This window comes from Frankia sp. R82 (assembly GCF_023716925.1).
Lineage (GTDB): Bacteria > Actinomycetota > Actinomycetes > Frankiales > Frankiaceae > Frankia.
The window spans coordinates 1-15,245 of record NZ_JAMQQG010000059.1; the positions used below are offsets into that span (position 1 = coordinate 1).

Sequence of the window (15,245 nt, forward strand, 5' to 3'; positions counted from 1 at the left end):
GGTGCCGGCCACGCGCCACCGGGTCGCGGCCAGCGGCTGAGCGCCGCGGACGTCGCCGCCGACCGTGGGCTCAGCCCGCGGCGGCGCGCAGCGGGAGGGCGTGCAGGTAGGGGTCGAAGCGGGTCGGGCGGAAGCCGAGGTGATGGTAGAACGCCGCCCCGGCAGCGTGCGGGGTGTGGGCGAGCAGCAGCGGCAGACCGACCATCCGGTGCACCGTCAGGGAACGCATCACGGCGTCGCGGACGAGACGGGCGCCGACGCCGCGGCCGGTATAGCGCAGGTCGACGGCGAGCCGGCCGACGAACATCGCCGGCACCGGCTCGGTCGGGCGGCGGGAGCGGCGGCGGGTCCCGGGGATGCGCTCGACGGCGGCGGTCGCCAGACAGTAATAGCCGGCGATGCGCCCGCCGTCGGCCCCGCCCGCACCCGCTCCGGCGCTGTCCACCGTGCCGCTGCGGGCAGCGTCGGCGCCGGCCGGGTCGATCTCCAGACCCTCGATCTCCAGACCCCCGGCACCCAGACCCTCGGCACCCAGACCCTCGGCACCCAGACCCTCGGTATCCAGGTCGCCCATGCCCGCCCGGCGGCCGGGGGGGCGATCGATGATCACGAAGGTGTTCGTGGTGCGGTCCTGCTGATGATCGAGGGCGTGATGGCGCAGCCAGACGTCCAGCGCATCATCCCCGCAGGTGAAGGTGGTGCGGTCCACGTCCTCGGGCAGGGCGGTTGGCTTGGCCAGGGGCACGGCGACGGTCCTTCCGGGCGGGGCGGAGGCTACTCGGCGCCCGGTTCCTCGTCGAGCAGGCGACGCAGCCGGGTGGCGTCGCTCGGCGGGGACTCCAGCAGGGCCTCGAAGGCGCTCCAGTCCGTATCGGGGATGCGGAACAGGCGCCGGTCAGCGAGGACCTCGCGGGCGTAGCGCTTCATCGCCTCAACGGCGAAATCCTCGAGGGACAGGCCTTCGCCCTCCGCGGCGTCGCGGATGGTCCGAGCCTCGTCCGTGGGCAGCACCACGGCCAGTTTTTCATCCCTGGTGGCACTCATGCTCGCAGTCTGCTCCCCGCGCGTACGGCCCGGCTCGCCGGGTCTGGTGTGCCGCTCGGAGGTGCCCCGGTGCTTCTATGAAGCGGGTGCTTCGATGTACCCGGCGCCCCCGGAACCTCCGCCTCACCTCATCCTGACAGAAGGGCCCGCCCGCCGTGCCGCCTTCGCCCGTGCCCACCGTCGCACTTGCCCGTGGGGCCCGGATGCCCCGGCTGGGCCTGGGGACCTGGCCGTTGGACGACCGCGCCGTGCAGGGCGTGGTCGAGCAGGCGGTGGGGCTCGGCTACCGGCTGGTCGACACCGCGCACAACTACGGCAACGAACGTGGGGTCGGCGCCGGGCTGCGTGCCACCGGAGTGCCACGCGAGGAGCTGTTCGTCACGACCAAGTTCAACAAGCGCTCACACAGCGTGCGCGGCGTGCGCCGGGCCGCGGCGGACAGCCTGCGCCGGCTGGGCCTGGACTATCTCGATCTGCTGCTCGTCCACTGGCCCAACCCGGGGCGCGACCGGTACGTCGACGCCTGGCGGGGGCTGCTGGAGCTGCAGCGCTCGGGGCAGGTGCGCGCGATCGGCGTGTCCAACTTCAAGCCGGCGCATCTGGACCGGCTGCTCGCCGAGACCGGGGTGGCCCCGGAGGTCAACCAGATCCAGCTCGACCCCCGCCTGGGGCGCGCGAGTGCCCGCGCGTATCACGCCGAGCACGCCATCGTCACCGAGTCCTGGAGCCCGCTGGGCGCCGGCACCGGCCTGCTCGACGATCCGGTGATCACCCGGATCGCCGCCGAGCGCGCCCGGACCCCGGCCCAGATCGTGCTGCGCTGGCACCTGGACCTCGGCTGCGTGGTCGTCCCGAAGTCGGCGAGTGCGCGCCGGCTGGCCGAGAACATCGCCGTGTTCGACTTCGCTCTCGACGCCGCCGAGATCGCCGCGATCTCGGCACTCGACCGCGGCCCGGCCGGCGAGGCCGCCGCCCTCGACTCCGACATCTTCGGTCACTGAGGGACGGCTGGCCACGCCGGGACGGCAGGCGGTTCGGAGGCGTCCGGGTAGCCCCGTCGGTCACCCGGGATCAGGACGTCACGTCGCGGCGGCGGAAGTACACCAGGGCGACGGCCACCATGACGGCGGCGTAGAGGCAGCCGCGCAGCAGGGCGTCCGCGTAGGGAGTGGCGAACGCCGCCCCGCCGGTGGCGATCTCCTGCATGAGCTGCATCGGCAGCCAGGCGCGGGCCGGGTGGTAGATGCGCGAGACCAGCATCTCCACCGGGAGCGCATACGCGATGCCCACCGCGATGGCACTTGCCGGGCCGCGCAGCACGATCGCGGCGAGGGCCCCGACGGCGGCGTAGCCCAGCGATCCGAGGTACAGGTTCACAAAGCCGGTGCCCAGCGCCGCCAGGCCGGCGCCGCTGTGCCAGGCGGCGGTCGACACCCCCTTCACCGGTGCCAGCGGGAACGCCAGCGCCGCGGAGACGACCGTTGCCACGGCCACGACCAGCCCGACGAACACGGCGAGCGCCAGCAGCTTCCCGGCGAGCAGCCGGGCCCGGTGCGGCTGCGCGATCAGCTGGTTACGCAGCATCCCGTGCCCGTGGTCGCCGGCGAGCGCCGCCGCAACCACGGACAGTGCCACCACGCCGAGCAGGATGCTTACCGCCTGCGCGCCCTGGACCAGGCCACCGGGCTCGGACAGCCACGCCGCGGTCACCGGGTCGCCGTCGAAGTCGGTGTGCCCGACGGACAGGAACGTCAGCACGGTGCCGAGCACCGAGCAGGCGAACACGGCCCCGAGCGTGCCCAGCAGGAAACGGCGTCGTAGCAGCGGCACCCATTCGGCCCGAAAGGCGTTGATCACGTGGCGCCCCCGCGGCTGTGCGCCGGGTCGAGTCCGACGCCGGCCGGTGCCACGCTGCCGTCCGGAACGCGGGGCAGCGCCTCGGCCCGCACCAGGTCGCCGTCGATCTCGCCGGTGACGCGCAGGAACGTCTCCTCCAGGTTGGGCCGATGGGTACGCAGCGATCGCAGGGCGATGCCCGCGCCCATCGCCATCCGGTTCAGGTCGGCGGCCAGGCCCTCCGGCCCGTGCACGGTGACGACCGGCTGATGGGTGCTGGGACCGGCCGCGTCCGGTATGTCGAGGCGCAGGTCGAGCTCGACCGGCAGGCCGACATTGTTGATCATGGTGGCCAGGCGGCGGGCGTCGTCGCCGTGTTCGGGGACGAGGTGGATGCGCGGATCCTCGGCGGCCAGCAGGTCGGTGACATGTCCCTGAAAGAGCATCCGGCCATTGTTGATCATGACGAGATGGTCGCAGATCTGCTCGACCTCGGTGAGCAGATGACTGGAGACGAACACGGTCATGCCGTTCGCGGCGAGCTGTCCCAACAACGTCCGGATCTCCCGGATACCGGCTGGATCCAGCCCGTTCGTCGGTTCGTCCAGGATGAGCAGGGACGGTCTGGGCAACAGGGCGGCGGCGATCCCGAGCCGCTGTTTCATTCCCAGGGAGTAGGCGCTGAACCGGTCGTCGCCCCGGTCGCCCAGGCCGACCTGGTCCAGGACCTCGGCCACCCGGCGGCGGCGCCGGGACCGGCCGCCCCCGCCGTGGGTGCCGAGGCCGCGCAGGATGGCGAGCTGGTCGAGGTTGCGCCGCCCGGACAGGCCCGGGTGAAAGGTCGGGCCCTCGATCATCGCGCCGACCTGGTGCAGGTAGCGATCCGGCCGGCTGATCGGCTGGCCGAGCACGTAACCGCGCCCCGCCGACGGGCGGATCAGACCGAGCAGCATCCGCAGGGTGGTGGACTTGCCGGCCCCGTTCGGCCCGACGAAGCCGGACAGCGCCCCGCGGGGGACCTGTAGATCCAGCTGGTCGACCGCGCGGCGGGTGCCGTGGCTCCTGGTCAGGCCGCGGGTCCAGATTGCCGCGTCGGACCGGGCGGAGCCGGCTACTCGGCGCGGGCCGGGGGTCGGGCGGTGTGCGGCCGCGCGGCGGGTCGGCTCGACGCGGGACCGCGCCGGGCCGGCGGGTGAAGCAGAGATCATCGTTGCGTGCTCCCAGGCTCGGGTGTCGCCCCGTCGGGATCGCCGCGGAGCACGATCCGCAGTCGGGACAGCCACGGTCTGGCCGCGGGACGGGCCGGGCGGCGCTCGCGCCTGCGGCCGCCGACGACGGCAACCGGCGAAACCAGCGCATACCGCGGAGATTCGACGTGCACCCATCCGGACCAGCCGGTCCATGCCGGGTGGTCCGTACCGGGCGGCACATCCGTATGAGGAACGGGCGGCCGGTACGGGAAGTTCCGTCGGTCGGAGGTTCCTGTACCGGAACTGCACATGTTCACTCGCCGGGTGGCAGCATTGTGCAATATCCAAATACACGCTGCTGGGATATGTCATATCAGGACAAGTGCGACGGAAATCTTATTGTCGGGAAATGGTGTGCGGTTGGCTGCGAAAGGGGCGGTTCCTGCATCGGCCGGCTGGCGGGTGTGAGCCGCGCCGCGGGGGCCCCCGTGTCCCGGGACGAGGGCCCCCAGCCGCTCCGCCGAGCGGTGTTTCCCGTGGTCACGGGAATGTTCGTGGTCGCGGTGGGGGCCGTCGAGGTGGGAGAGACGCGTCTGATCGGCGGGATTGCGGCCCCGCCCCGCCGGGCCTGCGGCGAGTGGACGACAATCCGGGGGTGAGCGAGACCGCTGGCCTGCGGCGCGGCCTTCGGGTGCTGACGTTGGTCGCCAGCGTCGCCATCGTCGTGATGCTGGTGCTCGCTGTGATCTCCGGCTGGGGCTCGCGGCGGGCCGCGACCGACCGCGGCCGCCACCTGGACCCGGCCGCGACGACCACCGCGCTGCTGCTCGCCGGGTACGTCGACCAGGAAAGTGCCTTGCGTGGCTACATCGTGACGCGTGACCGGGGCTTCTTGGCGCCGTTCGTCACGTCCGACCGGGCCGTGCCCACGCTCACGGCGACCCTGGACGAGCTGCTCGTCGACTTCCCCGAGCTGCGCGCGCAGCTCGGCCAGGTTCGGCAGGCCTACGACACCTGGCGGCGGGAGGTGGTTCGCCCCGAGCTCGCGGCGATGGCCCGTGGGGACGTCACCGCCGCCGCCGACATCGTGCGCGACAGCGCCCGGCGCGACTTCGACGCTCTGCGCACCGGGGTGGCACGCCTCGGCGCGGAGATCGACCGGGAGCAGGTCCAGGCCTCCGAGCAGCTCGAGACGGCCGCGGTCCTGTTGCTGAGCTCGCTCGCCAGCGCCGTGCTGATCATCCTGATCGTGCTGGCCACGGTGCTGACCGCCGCACGGCGCTGGTTGCTGCGCCCGATCGGCGCCCTGCAGCGCTCGGTCAACGCGGTGGCAGCCGGCCGTTACGACACCCGGATCCCGTCGGTGGGTCCGGCGGAGATCGTCGCGCTGGCCGCGGACGTCGAGACGATGCGAGCCCAGCTCGTCCGTCTGGTGCGGCAGAACGAGCGGTCCTTCGAGGCGCTGGCGCAGCAGGGCCCCGCCGTCATCGCCCTGCGGGATGCGCTCACCCCGTCGGTGCTACGGGCCCGCGACGTCGTTCTGCACGGCCGGGTCGAGCCGGCGCAGGGCGAGCTGGCCGGCGACTGGTACGACGCCCTGGACCTCCCCGACGGTCGGGTCGCGGTGGTGGTCGGCGACGTCGCCGGCCACGGTGCCGCCGCCGGCGTCTTCGCCCTGCGGCTCAAGCAGTTGCTGAACGCGGCGCTGACGGACGGAAGCTCACCCGCCGCGGCGCTCGAATGGGTGGTGGACAACCTTGGCGAAACCGACGAGATGTTCGCCACCGCGATCATTCTGGTGATCGACCCGCGCACCGGTGAGCTGCACTACGTCAACGCGGGCCACCCCGACGCCCTGCTGCTGCGCCGCCCGGATCCCGCCACCGTCGCCCACCCGGCGCTGTCGGCCGCTCCCTCTGCCGCCACGGCCGGTCCGCCTCGTCCCAGGGTGTCGCTCGCACGGGCTGCCACCAGGGCGGCACCAGGACCGGCCGGACTACCGGAACCGGCCGCCGCACCGGAGGCGTCCCGCGTTGGCGTGCAGTGGCTGCCGGCACCGAGACCGGACGGACCCGACGCGGCGGCCAGGGCGGCGCCGGCCGATGCCCGCGACCCGCGGGGGCAGCACGACGGGACCTCCGGCCACGGCTCGGTGGCGGCCCGCGGTACCGCCCAGATCGTCCGACTGCCGCCGACCGGTCCGCTGATGTCGAGCCTGCTGGCGGCCCCGGGCGCCTGGCAGAGCGGGACGATCCAGCTGGATCCCGGGGACGTGCTCATCGCCTACACCGACGGCCTGATCGAGGCCCGCGACGGGGATCGTCGCCAGTTCGGCGTGCACCGGCTGATCGCCGAAATCCTGCGCGATCCCATCCGTGACCCGGTGGTGCTGCTCGACGGCGCCTTTGACGCAGCGCGCCGGCATGCCTCGGGGCAGCAGGACGATGACCGGACCGCCATCATCCTGGCCTGGTCAAACCAGCAGGCGGACGGTGTCGACCCACGGTCATGACGACGATCACGAGGGTGGCCGGGGTGATTTTGGGGTACATCAACAACTATGAACGACGAGTCCGGTACGGACCGGCCCCAGACCGCCACGCGGTCCGCTCGTATCCCTCGGCTGCCCTTCAGCCCGCTGCGGCTGATCGCCGTCGCGCTGCTCGCCGTGCTCGTCGTCGGCCTCATCGCGGTGGTGGCCGGTTGGCGACCCAGTCTCAACCCGTTCAAGGAGCGCACGATCGACCGTAGTTCCCCGGCGGTGCTGCGGTCCCTGGAGGACCTCAGCCAGTACCACGCGGCCGGGGCGCACTTCGAGGTGGTCGTCGACCTGGAGGACGACACCAGGTGGATCCCGTCGGCGCTCAAGGGGGAGCGCACCCTGTTCGTCGGGGTCGGCACGGTCGACTCGATGGTCGACTTCAGCCATCTCGGCGACGGCGACGTCGTCGTCTCGCCGGACCGGCGCTCGGTGACGATCACCCTGCCGAACCCGACGCTGTCACAGCCACAGCTCGACCTGAACCACAGCTACGTCGTCGCCCGTCAGCGCGGCGTGCTGGATCGGGTCGGCGGTCTGCTCGGCGGAATCAGCAGTGACAAGGGCCTCTACCAGACGGCCTCGACGAAGATGACCGACGCGGCGAAGACGGACGGGCAGGTCACCGAGCTGGGCAAGAAGAACACGACCGCGATGCTGCGCGGCCTGCTCGGTGCCCTCGGCTTCACCGACGTGAAGGTGAACTACACCGCCGACAGGCGGTGACGCCGCGGCCCACCCGGGCCGGCGTCGGTACCGCCCGCCGATCATGGACGTCGGCGGGCGGTACACGCACCGGTCAGCCCCGGGTGGCCTGCTCGGCGACGACCCGGTCGATCTCCGCCCGGAAATGCTCGGAAATTCTGATCACATGCGGCTCGCGAAGCAGATAGAAATGCTCGCACGGGACGTAGTGGGTGTCGTGGCTGCCGGTCAGGTAGGTCGACCAGGCGTCTTCCGGGTCCGGATTCTCCGCCGAACGGTAGACGATTGTGCGGCCGGCCCACGGCCCCGGGCGGTAGAACCGTTCGAGCAGCCGGCCGTGATTGAAGAAAACGTCGAACTGCTCGGTTCCACCGAACTGCACCACGCCGGTCAGCGGAATCTGCACCATCTTCTTCAGCGTGGCCACGCTGGTGAGGTTGGCCCGCTGCTCGGGCAGCAGCCGCTGGGTGAACCGGGCCAGCCGCCGACGGTAGCCACTGGCATGCGCCTGCGCACTGGCACTGGCGGCCGGGTCTGGCTGGCCGATGGCGGCCTGGTCCGGTTCGAGGTCGCCGTCCGGCTCGATGCGCAGGGAGGAGGGCAGATAGGTGTCCATGATGGACAGGAAGCCGACCTCCTCGCCGGCCGCGGTGAGCTGCTGGGCGATCTCCAGCGCGATCAGACCGCCCAGGGAGTGCCCGGCTAGCAGGTAGGGCCCGCGCGGCGCCAGCAGCCGGATCACCTCGAGGTGACGGCGCGCGGTCTTGACGACGCTCCAGTCCGGGAAGCCGCGCCGCTCCAGCCCGTGGGCCTGGAAGGCGTAGACGGGCTGGTCGTCGCCGAGCCGACGGGCCAGCGAGTGGAAGCCGAGGGCCAGGGCGCCGGCGCCGGCGAAGCAGAACAGCGGGGGGCGTGACCCGACGGTCCGCAGCGGGACGACGGTGGGATGGCGCGGCCCGGCCTGCTGGGCCAGCGACAGCGCGTGGGCGAAGGCGCCCAGGGTCGGCGAGTCGACCAGGGTGGACGACGACAGCGACACCCCGAGCCGCTCCTGCACGAGGGTGAGCAGCTCGTTGGCGGCCAGTGAGTCGCCGCCGAGCTCCATGAAGTCGTCGCCGACGCCGACCTCCTCAAGGTCGAGCACCCGCGTCCAGATGTCGGCGACGACGATCTCCCACTGGGTGCGGGGACGCTTGAAGACCGCCGGCCGCTGGGGCGGCGGGGGCAGCGCGCCGCGGTCGACCTTGCCGCGTTCGTTCCGGGGCAGCTCGGCGATCGGCACGATCGTCGCCGGCACCATCCAGACCGGCAGCCGTTCGCGCAGGGCGCGGCGGACCCGGGCCGGTGAGAGCGTGTTGCCGTGCACCGCGGGCACGACGTAGGCGACCAGCCGGTTCGGTTCGTCCGGGCCGGTCACCGCGGTGACGACGGCCTCGGCGATCTCGGGGGAGCGCAGCAGCGCGGCCTCGACCTCGCTCGGCTCGACCAGGTAGCCGCGGATCTTCACGGCGGCATCGCGGCGCCCGAGCAGCACCAGGGTGCCGTCCGGCTCCCAGCGGCCGAGGTCACCGGTGCGGCAGGTGGCACGTCCGTCGGGTAGCGGGACGAACTTCTCGGCGGTCAGCGCCGGGTTCTGCCAGTAGCCGGCGGACAGGTACGCCGAGGTCACCTCGACCTCGCCCACCTCGCCGAGCGGGGCGAGCGAGCCGTCCTCGCGGCGCAGGACGACCTCCTTGCCGGGCGCGGGCCGCCCACCCGGGATTGTTCCCGTCGGCAGCGGCGCGGTGGCCGGGATCTCGTGGAAGCCCAGCGACGCGATCTCCGAGGCGCCCGTCCAGTTCACATAGGTGCAGGCCGCCGGCAGATGCGGGCGCAGCGCGGCGATGTCGCGCCCGTAGCAGGCCTCCCCGCAGGTGATCACGATGCGCAGGTCGGGGAGCACCTCGTTCGGCTCGAGCGTGCCCAGCAGCGCCCGCAGCAGTGACGGGGTGGTCGCCAGCGCGCTCAGCTGCTGGGCGACCAGCCAGTCGGCGAGTCCCCGCACACCGGCCGAGCGTGGATCGTAGGCGTACAGGCCTGCCCCGTTGAGCAGGCCGAAGACGACCACCGTGACGCCGGCCGCGAACGAGTACGGCAGCACCAGGGCCACCCGGTCGCCCGGGGCGAAACCCAGCCGTGCGGCGCCGGCGCAGGCCTCGCTCAGGAACGTACCGTGCGTCCACACCACGCCCTTGGGTGCTCCGGTCGAGCCGGAGGTGAACACGATGCAGGCCGCCTCGTCGAGCCGGGGCTCGGGCCACCAGACCGCGTCCGAACCGTTCGCAGTGATCCACTCGGCACCGTCGTTGGCCGCGGCGGCCACGTCCAGAACCAGTTTTGGCCCGTCGTCGCCCAACAGGTCGAGCAGCGGGCCCGCGTCCACCCGGGTGTCAGCTGGCCGGTCGGCCCAGATGGCGTCGCGTGGGTGCAGACCCACCGTCGACCGGACGACCGTGTCGTCGCCCAGGTCGGTGAGCAGAACGACGCAGCCGGCCTGACGAACGATCTGGGCCATCCGCTCGGGCGGGACCATCGGGTCGAGCGGAACCACCGCCCGACCCGTCTTCATCGCGGCGAGCATGCCGAGCAGCCCGGGCACCCCGTGTGGGAGCAGCGTGGCCACCGGCCCGACCTCGCTGGCGTCGAGCCGGCCGAGGATGGCGACCGCGATCTCGTCGGTGCGCCGATCCGTTTCGGCGAACGTCATCGACACCCCCGGAGATACCAGTGCGGGTGCCTCCGCCAGCCTGGCGGCGACCTCGCGGAAGCGGCTGACCACCGAGTCGGGCAGCGTGTCGAGGTCCAACCTCGAGAGGGAATCGCCCCTGGGCGCAGCGACCGCCAGGGCCGCGCTCCGATCACCTTCGTTCACTGCTGCTCCCTCGTCCTGTGCCGCCGGCGACGTTCGCGCCGCTGGCCTCCTGCGCACCGCCAGCCGGTTCATGCCGGCACCGGCCGGCGCACCTGCACCGGCCGGCCGATTCGCGCCGGCCGACCCGATCTCGCCCAGCAAGCCACCCTGACCAACTGATTCAACCTCACCGGCTCACTGACCTTCACCGGATGATTCAACCTCGCCGGCTGACCAGCCCTCGCCGGCTGACCCACCCTCGCCGGCTGATTAAATACCGCCGGCCGATCCGCTCTGGTCGGGCCTCGGTCGGTCCGACCACGTGCTCTCGGCAGGATCGTCGAATCTGGGTAACGCAGAGTCATCTCCCCAGGTTGATCGACTGACGTGCCCGGAGCGTCACGGGAAGTCGGCGATGGCTGTGGGTCGCCTGTGCGCTGCCTGTAGACCGTTCGCCGCTGGGATGTGGTCCGGCCCAGGAGCGTTCCGGACAGCACCAACAGAAAGCTGTGTCGTATCCGGACCATCCGCTCCACGTGCCCGAACGGTTCACCTCGACGTCCTCTCTCCACGCGGCGTGGAGCTTTATATCACGATCCTATGGTCAAGTTATCCGGGCCTCCTCTCGCCTGACGGAAGGGTTGGTTTGTGGCCGGCTTATCGAGGCCCAATGCCGTTGCGGCCTGGTGGTATTGGTCGTCGGGCTGAATATTCCGTCGCCGGAACGTCTCGGTGACCCGGCGTTGACGGGCGCCTCGTACCGTCATTCGTCCGGCGTGTCGCCGTGGCGCTGGGTTGGCGATCCCGAGGGTTGATCTCCCGGGGGACCGGTTGTCCCCGCCCGGGGGCCCCGCCCGGGGGCCCCGGCGTGGCGGCCCTCGCTCGCGTTCGGATGCCGTGCCGGCCAACGATGGTGCCAGCGGCAGATCGTCGGTGGCGGGTGGTCCGTGACGGGGTGATGGGTTGGCGGGGGAGTGGCCAGGTGCCGACGGTGCCAGCGGCGGCGGCAGGACGGGATCCCGGGCCGCGGCTGCGGCCCACACCTGCCCGATCTGCGTGATCTGGGTTCTTTGGCGCGAATTGGTGTTGTTTGACCGTCGGTCGTCGCCGGGTACGGTTCCGCGGAACACCATGATCGAGAGTTCTGGGTGCGAAATCCTGCTCCCACTTGCCTAGCTAAGGTTGAGTCGTCTAGACTCATGAACTGTGAACGACGGGCGACCGGAAGTCGCAGGTGGCCGGCAACCTGGTCTGTGGATAACGGGATCAGGATCGGCGGTGCGGGCCGGTTCGTCCGGTGGGTTCATGGCGAACGATCGACGAAGGAGAGTCCAGTGAGCACCTACCTGTGGGACCCGTTTGCCGCCCTTGGTCGGATGGACCGGGAGTTCGACGAGATCGTCCGGCGCGCCTGGGGTACCCGGCGCCCGGCGTCCACCGGCCGGTCGGTGCCTGCGGAGGTGGCGGTGCCCTCGGCTGATGTCGTGGCCGACGGCGAAGATGTTCTGATCAATCTCGAGCTGCCGGGTGTCGACGTGGAGCACGACGTCGTCGTGGAGATCGATCGAGGTCGTCTGGTGGTCCGCGGTCAGCGCGAGGGAGGTGGCGAGCAGGTGCACGGTGGCCGGGTGCACCGGGAGCGGTGGTCCGGCAGCTTCCGTCGCGAGTTCCGGCTGCCCGAGCGGGTCGACGCGTCCCGGATCTCGGCCGGTTACGCGCGCGGTGTACTGACCGTCCGGCTCGCGGGCGCGGCGGTCGAGCCGAAGGCGACCCGGATCGCCGTTGCCGCGGCGCCGGCCGAGCAGCCGGCGCCAGTCGTCCAGGGCGGCTCGGAGTCCACGCCCGAGGTCGGCCCGGGCGCGTGACCAGCCTGTCGGGGTGCGTTCCGCCCGCGCACCCCGACACCGCCCGGTCTCAGCGCCGGTGCGGTGAGTTCAGCGTTGGCGTGGTGAGCCTGCCTCCGAGGATGTGCGGGAGGAGCCGCGGTTCGACGAACCGCGTGCCGATGGCGCGGGCACCATGGGGCCCACGTCGCCGTTCGGAGCCTTGTCCAGGTCGACGATGACCGGTGCGTGGTCGCTGGTGCCGGCGCCCTTGCGCGCCGCCCGGTCCACCCAGACCGCCCGGACCCGGTCGGTCACGTCCGCGGTCGCGAGCGTGAGGTCGATGCGCATGCCGTTGTTCTTCGCGAAGGCGAGCTGGCGGTAGTCCCAGTAGGTGTAGACGACGTCGTCGGGCCAGCGGGCGCGCAGCACGTCGGTCAGGCCGGTGCCGAGGATCTCGGCGAGCGCGTCCCGTTCCGCGGCGGTGATGTGGGTGGAGCCCTCGAACTGCGCGACGTCCCAGACGTCCGCGTCCGTCGGGGCGATGTTGAAGTCACCCAGAGCCATCAGCGGGCCGCGGGCGGCGTCTGCCGCGACGATGTCGCGCAGCACGGCGAGCCAGGCCAGCTTGTAAGTGTAGTGCGGGTCGTCGACGGTCCGCCCGTTCGGGACGTACAACGACCACACCCGCACGCCGTCGCAGGTGGCCGCGACAGCGCGCGGTTCGGGGTCCGGGAAGCCCGGGCCGCCCGGCAGGCCGCGCACCACGTCGTCGAGCGTGCCGCGGGACAGGATGGCCACGCCGTTCCAGCGGCCGTCCCCGTGGTGGGCGACCCGGTAGCCCCGTCGGAACAGGTCCTCGTCGAACAGCTCGAGGAACGCCTCGTCCGAGAGCTTGGTCTCCTGCAGGCACACCACGTCCGGCTCGGCGCGATCCAGCCACTCGATCAGCCGGGCCTGCCGCGCCTTCGCCGAGTTGACGTTCCACGTTGCGATCCGCACAGCTGATGACGGTAGTCCCGCCCCACATGCGATGCTGCGCCGCATGGGCACTCGGCGAGGTGATCGACCGTATGTCATCTGCAGCGCTGCGATGTCGGTCGACGGCCGGATCGACGACTGCTCCGACCAGCGGCTGATCCTGTCCGGACCCGCCGATCTGGACCGGGTCGACGAGGTCCGGGCCGGCTGCGACGCGATCCTCGTCGGTGCGCGGACGGTGCGACGGGACAACCCGCGACTCGGGGTGCGTGCCGAGCACCGGCGGGCGGGGCGCGTGGCCGCCGGCCTCGAACCCACCCCCCGCAAGGTGGTGCTGTGTGGATCCGGCACGCTCGACCCCGCCGCCAGGTTGTTCGTCACCGACCCGGTGGACGTCCTGCTCTACCGCGCCGATCGCGGTGACCGGCCGGCCCGGGAGTTCCCACCGCGCACGGTGGTCGTCGATCTGCCGGCCCGATCGGCCGGGCCGGCCGGGCAGGTCGACGTCGCCACGGTGCTTGCCGATCTCGCCGGCAGGGGGGTGCGGCGACTGCTGGTCGAAGGCGGCACATCGGTGCACACCGCGTTCCTCGCGGCCGGGCTCGTCGACGAACTGCACCTCGTCGTCGCACCACTGTTCGTCGGGGAGGCGGACGCCCCCGCCTTCGTCGGGCCGGGGCGGTTCCCGCATGACGCCCGGGCCCGCATGCGGCTCGCCGAAGTGCGCCAGCTCGACGATGTGGTGCTCGCCCGCTACCTGACCAACTGATCCGTTCCGGTTTCACGGTCACGCTCCCGGGCATCGGTTCACCGGATCAGCTGATCCGGTGAACGACAGGGGAGTGATCACTGTGTCGGTGCAGACCGCTCGGGTGGCCGGCGAGGCCAGGGGGAAGGCGAAGGACGCCCGGCACTCGCGGGCGCTCGACCTCGCCGCACGAGTCGGGCTTGCCGGTCGGGGCCTGGTCTACCTGCTCATCGGCGTGCTTGCCGGCCAAGTCGCCTTCGGGCACAGCGGTGCCCGCACCGACCGGTCCGGCGCGCTCGGCGAGATCCGGGACAAGCCCTTCGGCACGGTGGTGCTGGTCATCCTCGTCCTCGGTTTCCTCGGTTACGCGATCTGGCGTCTGCTGGACGGCGCCGTCGGCGAGCAGGGCGAGAGCGACGCGAAGAAGCGGGCGGCCAAGCGGATGGTCAGTGTGGCCCGCGGCGTCACCTACCTGGTCATCGCTGGTAGCACCATCAGCTTCCTGGCCTCCGGGGGCGGCGGCTCCGGGGATCCGGCGCCCTGGACGGCCCGGGTGATGCGCAACGACGCCGGACGCTTCCTGGTCGGCGCGGTCGGCGTCGTCGTCGTCGGAATCGGCATCGGGATGATCATCCGTGGGGCCAGGCGGAAGTTCGAGGAGAAGCTCAGGACCGAGCAGATGGGCGCGGTCGCCCGGAAGATCGCCAAGCCGGCCGGCCTGGCCGGCTACACGGTGCGCGGCGTGGTGTTCGGGCTGGCCGGAGTGTTCGTCATCAAGGCCGCGGTCGAGTTCGACCCGAAGGAGGCCAAGGGGCTCGACGGGACGCTGAAGACCCTGGGCAACCAGGCCTACGGCCAGTGGCTGTTGACTCTGTGCGCCGTCGGGCTCGCCCTGTTCGGGATCTACTCCTTCTTCGAGGCCCGCTACCGCAGGCTCTGAGTCGGCCGGGCCCGGCGGCGCTGGTCGACTTTCGGACAAGTCGCGCAAGGGGCCGGGAATCGAGCCCTCGACCAGGCACACTATGGTGCGTCTGGCGATCGAGGGAGACAAGTTCGTGCCTGGGACGACCCCGCTCCGAGTCATCACCCCGGCCGGGGAGGTGACTCTCGCCGGCGACGGTTCCACCGTGGTCGGCCGGGCCCGCGCGGCCGACATCACGATCAATGATGGGCGAGTGTCCCGCCGGCATCTGGTCCTCCACCCGTCGCCGGCCGGCTGGCGGGTGGAGGACGTCAGCGCCAACGGCCTGTGGCGCGACGGGCGCCGCGTCGGCGACCTGGAGATCCCCGGTGAGGTTCGGCTGCGCCTGGGCGCGGCCGACGGCCCGGAGGTCGTACTGACTCCGCTTCGTCCCACCGTCGCACCGACCGCGCCGACCCGCGCCCACGGTCCGGGTACGCCGGGCGCCACCGGCGAGGCACCGGTGGCGGCCTTCTCGACCCAGGTGCCGCCGACGCCGGCCACGGCGATCAGCCTCCCGGCCGCGGC

General features: G+C 72.0%; 13 protein-coding genes. 7 read left to right on the forward strand and 6 right to left on the reverse strand.

The window, feature by feature from the left end; all coding sequences use genetic code 11:
* Positions 1-70: 70 nt before the first annotated feature.
* Both ND747_RS29775 and ND747_RS13150 read right to left on the reverse strand, forming a co-directional pair.
* Positions 71-745, reverse strand: coding sequence for a GNAT family N-acetyltransferase (locus ND747_RS29775; protein WP_308204622.1), 675 nt, complete (start codon positions 743-745; stop codon positions 71-73).
* A gap of 29 nt (positions 746-774) precedes the next feature.
* On the reverse strand, positions 775-1,044 hold the full coding sequence (locus tag ND747_RS13150; RefSeq protein WP_251733814.1) for a DUF1778 domain-containing protein: 270 nt from the start codon (positions 1,042-1,044) through the stop codon (positions 775-777).
* A gap of 155 nt (positions 1,045-1,199) precedes the next feature.
* Between ND747_RS13150 and ND747_RS13155 the strand changes: the two genes are divergently transcribed.
* Positions 1,200-2,045, forward strand: a complete 846-nt coding sequence (locus ND747_RS13155) for an aldo/keto reductase (protein ID WP_374216220.1) — start codon at positions 1,200-1,202, stop codon at positions 2,043-2,045.
* A gap of 70 nt (positions 2,046-2,115) precedes the next feature.
* On the opposite strand, the gene ND747_RS13160 is transcribed toward ND747_RS13155, so the two are convergent.
* Both ND747_RS13160 and ND747_RS13165 read right to left on the reverse strand, forming a co-directional pair.
* Complete coding sequence (locus tag ND747_RS13160; protein ID WP_251733816.1) at positions 2,116-2,901, reverse strand: ABC transporter permease subunit; 786 nt, start codon at positions 2,899-2,901, stop codon at positions 2,116-2,118.
* Positions 2,898-4,088: an ABC transporter ATP-binding protein gene (locus ND747_RS13165; protein WP_251733817.1), complete on the reverse strand. Its 1,191-nt coding sequence runs from the start codon at positions 4,086-4,088 to the stop codon at positions 2,898-2,900. Before ND747_RS13165 ends, ND747_RS13160 begins: the two co-directional genes overlap by 4 nt.
* A 637-nt stretch (positions 4,089-4,725) precedes the next feature.
* Here ND747_RS13165 and ND747_RS13170 point away from each other — a divergent pair.
* Both ND747_RS13170 and ND747_RS13175 read left to right on the forward strand, forming a co-directional pair.
* Positions 4,726-6,582: a SpoIIE family protein phosphatase gene (locus tag ND747_RS13170; RefSeq protein ID WP_251733818.1), complete on the forward strand. Its 1,857-nt coding sequence runs from the start codon at positions 4,726-4,728 to the stop codon at positions 6,580-6,582.
* Between the two features lie 48 nt (positions 6,583-6,630).
* Complete coding sequence (locus tag ND747_RS13175; protein ID WP_251733819.1) at positions 6,631-7,335, forward strand: DUF4230 domain-containing protein; 705 nt, start codon at positions 6,631-6,633, stop codon at positions 7,333-7,335.
* A 73-nt stretch (positions 7,336-7,408) separates the two neighbouring features.
* On the opposite strand, the gene ND747_RS13180 is transcribed toward ND747_RS13175, so the two are convergent.
* Complete coding sequence (locus ND747_RS13180; RefSeq protein ID WP_251733820.1) at positions 7,409-10,225, reverse strand: alpha/beta fold hydrolase; 2,817 nt, start codon at positions 10,223-10,225, stop codon at positions 7,409-7,411.
* A 1,313-nt stretch (positions 10,226-11,538) separates the two neighbouring features.
* Between ND747_RS13180 and ND747_RS13185 the strand changes: the two genes are divergently transcribed.
* Positions 11,539-12,069 carry an Hsp20/alpha crystallin family protein gene (locus ND747_RS13185; RefSeq protein ID WP_251733821.1) on the forward strand — a complete coding sequence of 177 codons (531 nt, stop codon included), beginning with the start codon at positions 11,539-11,541 and terminating at the stop codon, positions 12,067-12,069.
* 69 nt (positions 12,070-12,138) lie between these two features.
* Here the strand turns inward: ND747_RS13185 and ND747_RS13190 are convergent, their stop codons facing one another.
* The gene (locus tag ND747_RS13190; protein ID WP_251733822.1) at positions 12,139-13,029 is read right to left on the reverse strand and encodes an exodeoxyribonuclease III; all 891 of its coding nucleotides are present in this window, start codon (positions 13,027-13,029) and stop codon (positions 12,139-12,141) included.
* Positions 13,030-13,120: 91 nt separating this feature from the next.
* Between ND747_RS13190 and ND747_RS13195 the strand changes: the two genes are divergently transcribed.
* From ND747_RS13195 to ND747_RS13205, 3 genes are all read left to right on the forward strand, one after another.
* The gene (locus ND747_RS13195) at positions 13,121-13,777 is read left to right on the forward strand and encodes a dihydrofolate reductase family protein (protein WP_251733823.1); all 657 of its coding nucleotides are present in this window, start codon (positions 13,121-13,123) and stop codon (positions 13,775-13,777) included.
* Between the two features lie 58 nt (positions 13,778-13,835).
* Positions 13,836-14,696 (forward strand): DUF1206 domain-containing protein, encoded by an 861-nt coding sequence (locus ND747_RS13200; RefSeq protein ID WP_374216221.1) that lies wholly within the window; start codon positions 13,836-13,838, stop codon positions 14,694-14,696.
* Between the two features lie 82 nt (positions 14,697-14,778).
* A partial coding sequence (locus ND747_RS13205) for an FHA domain-containing protein (protein ID WP_251733824.1) occupies positions 14,779-15,245 on the forward strand: 467 nt, incomplete at its 3' end.

Coding starts and splice junctions, on each gene's coding strand:
- ND747_RS13150 (WP_251733814.1), bottom strand. CDS start 1,044: ATGAGTGCCACCAGGGATGAAAAACTGGCCGTGGTGCTGCCCACGGAC.
- ND747_RS13165 (WP_251733817.1), bottom strand. CDS start 4,088: ATGATCTCTGCTTCACCCGCCGGCCCGGCGCGGTCCCGCGTCGAGCCG.
- ND747_RS13175 (WP_251733819.1), top strand. CDS start 6,631: ATGAACGACGAGTCCGGTACGGACCGGCCCCAGACCGCCACGCGGTCC.
- ND747_RS13195 (WP_251733823.1), top strand. CDS start 13,121: ATGTCGGTCGACGGCCGGATCGACGACTGCTCCGACCAGCGGCTGATC.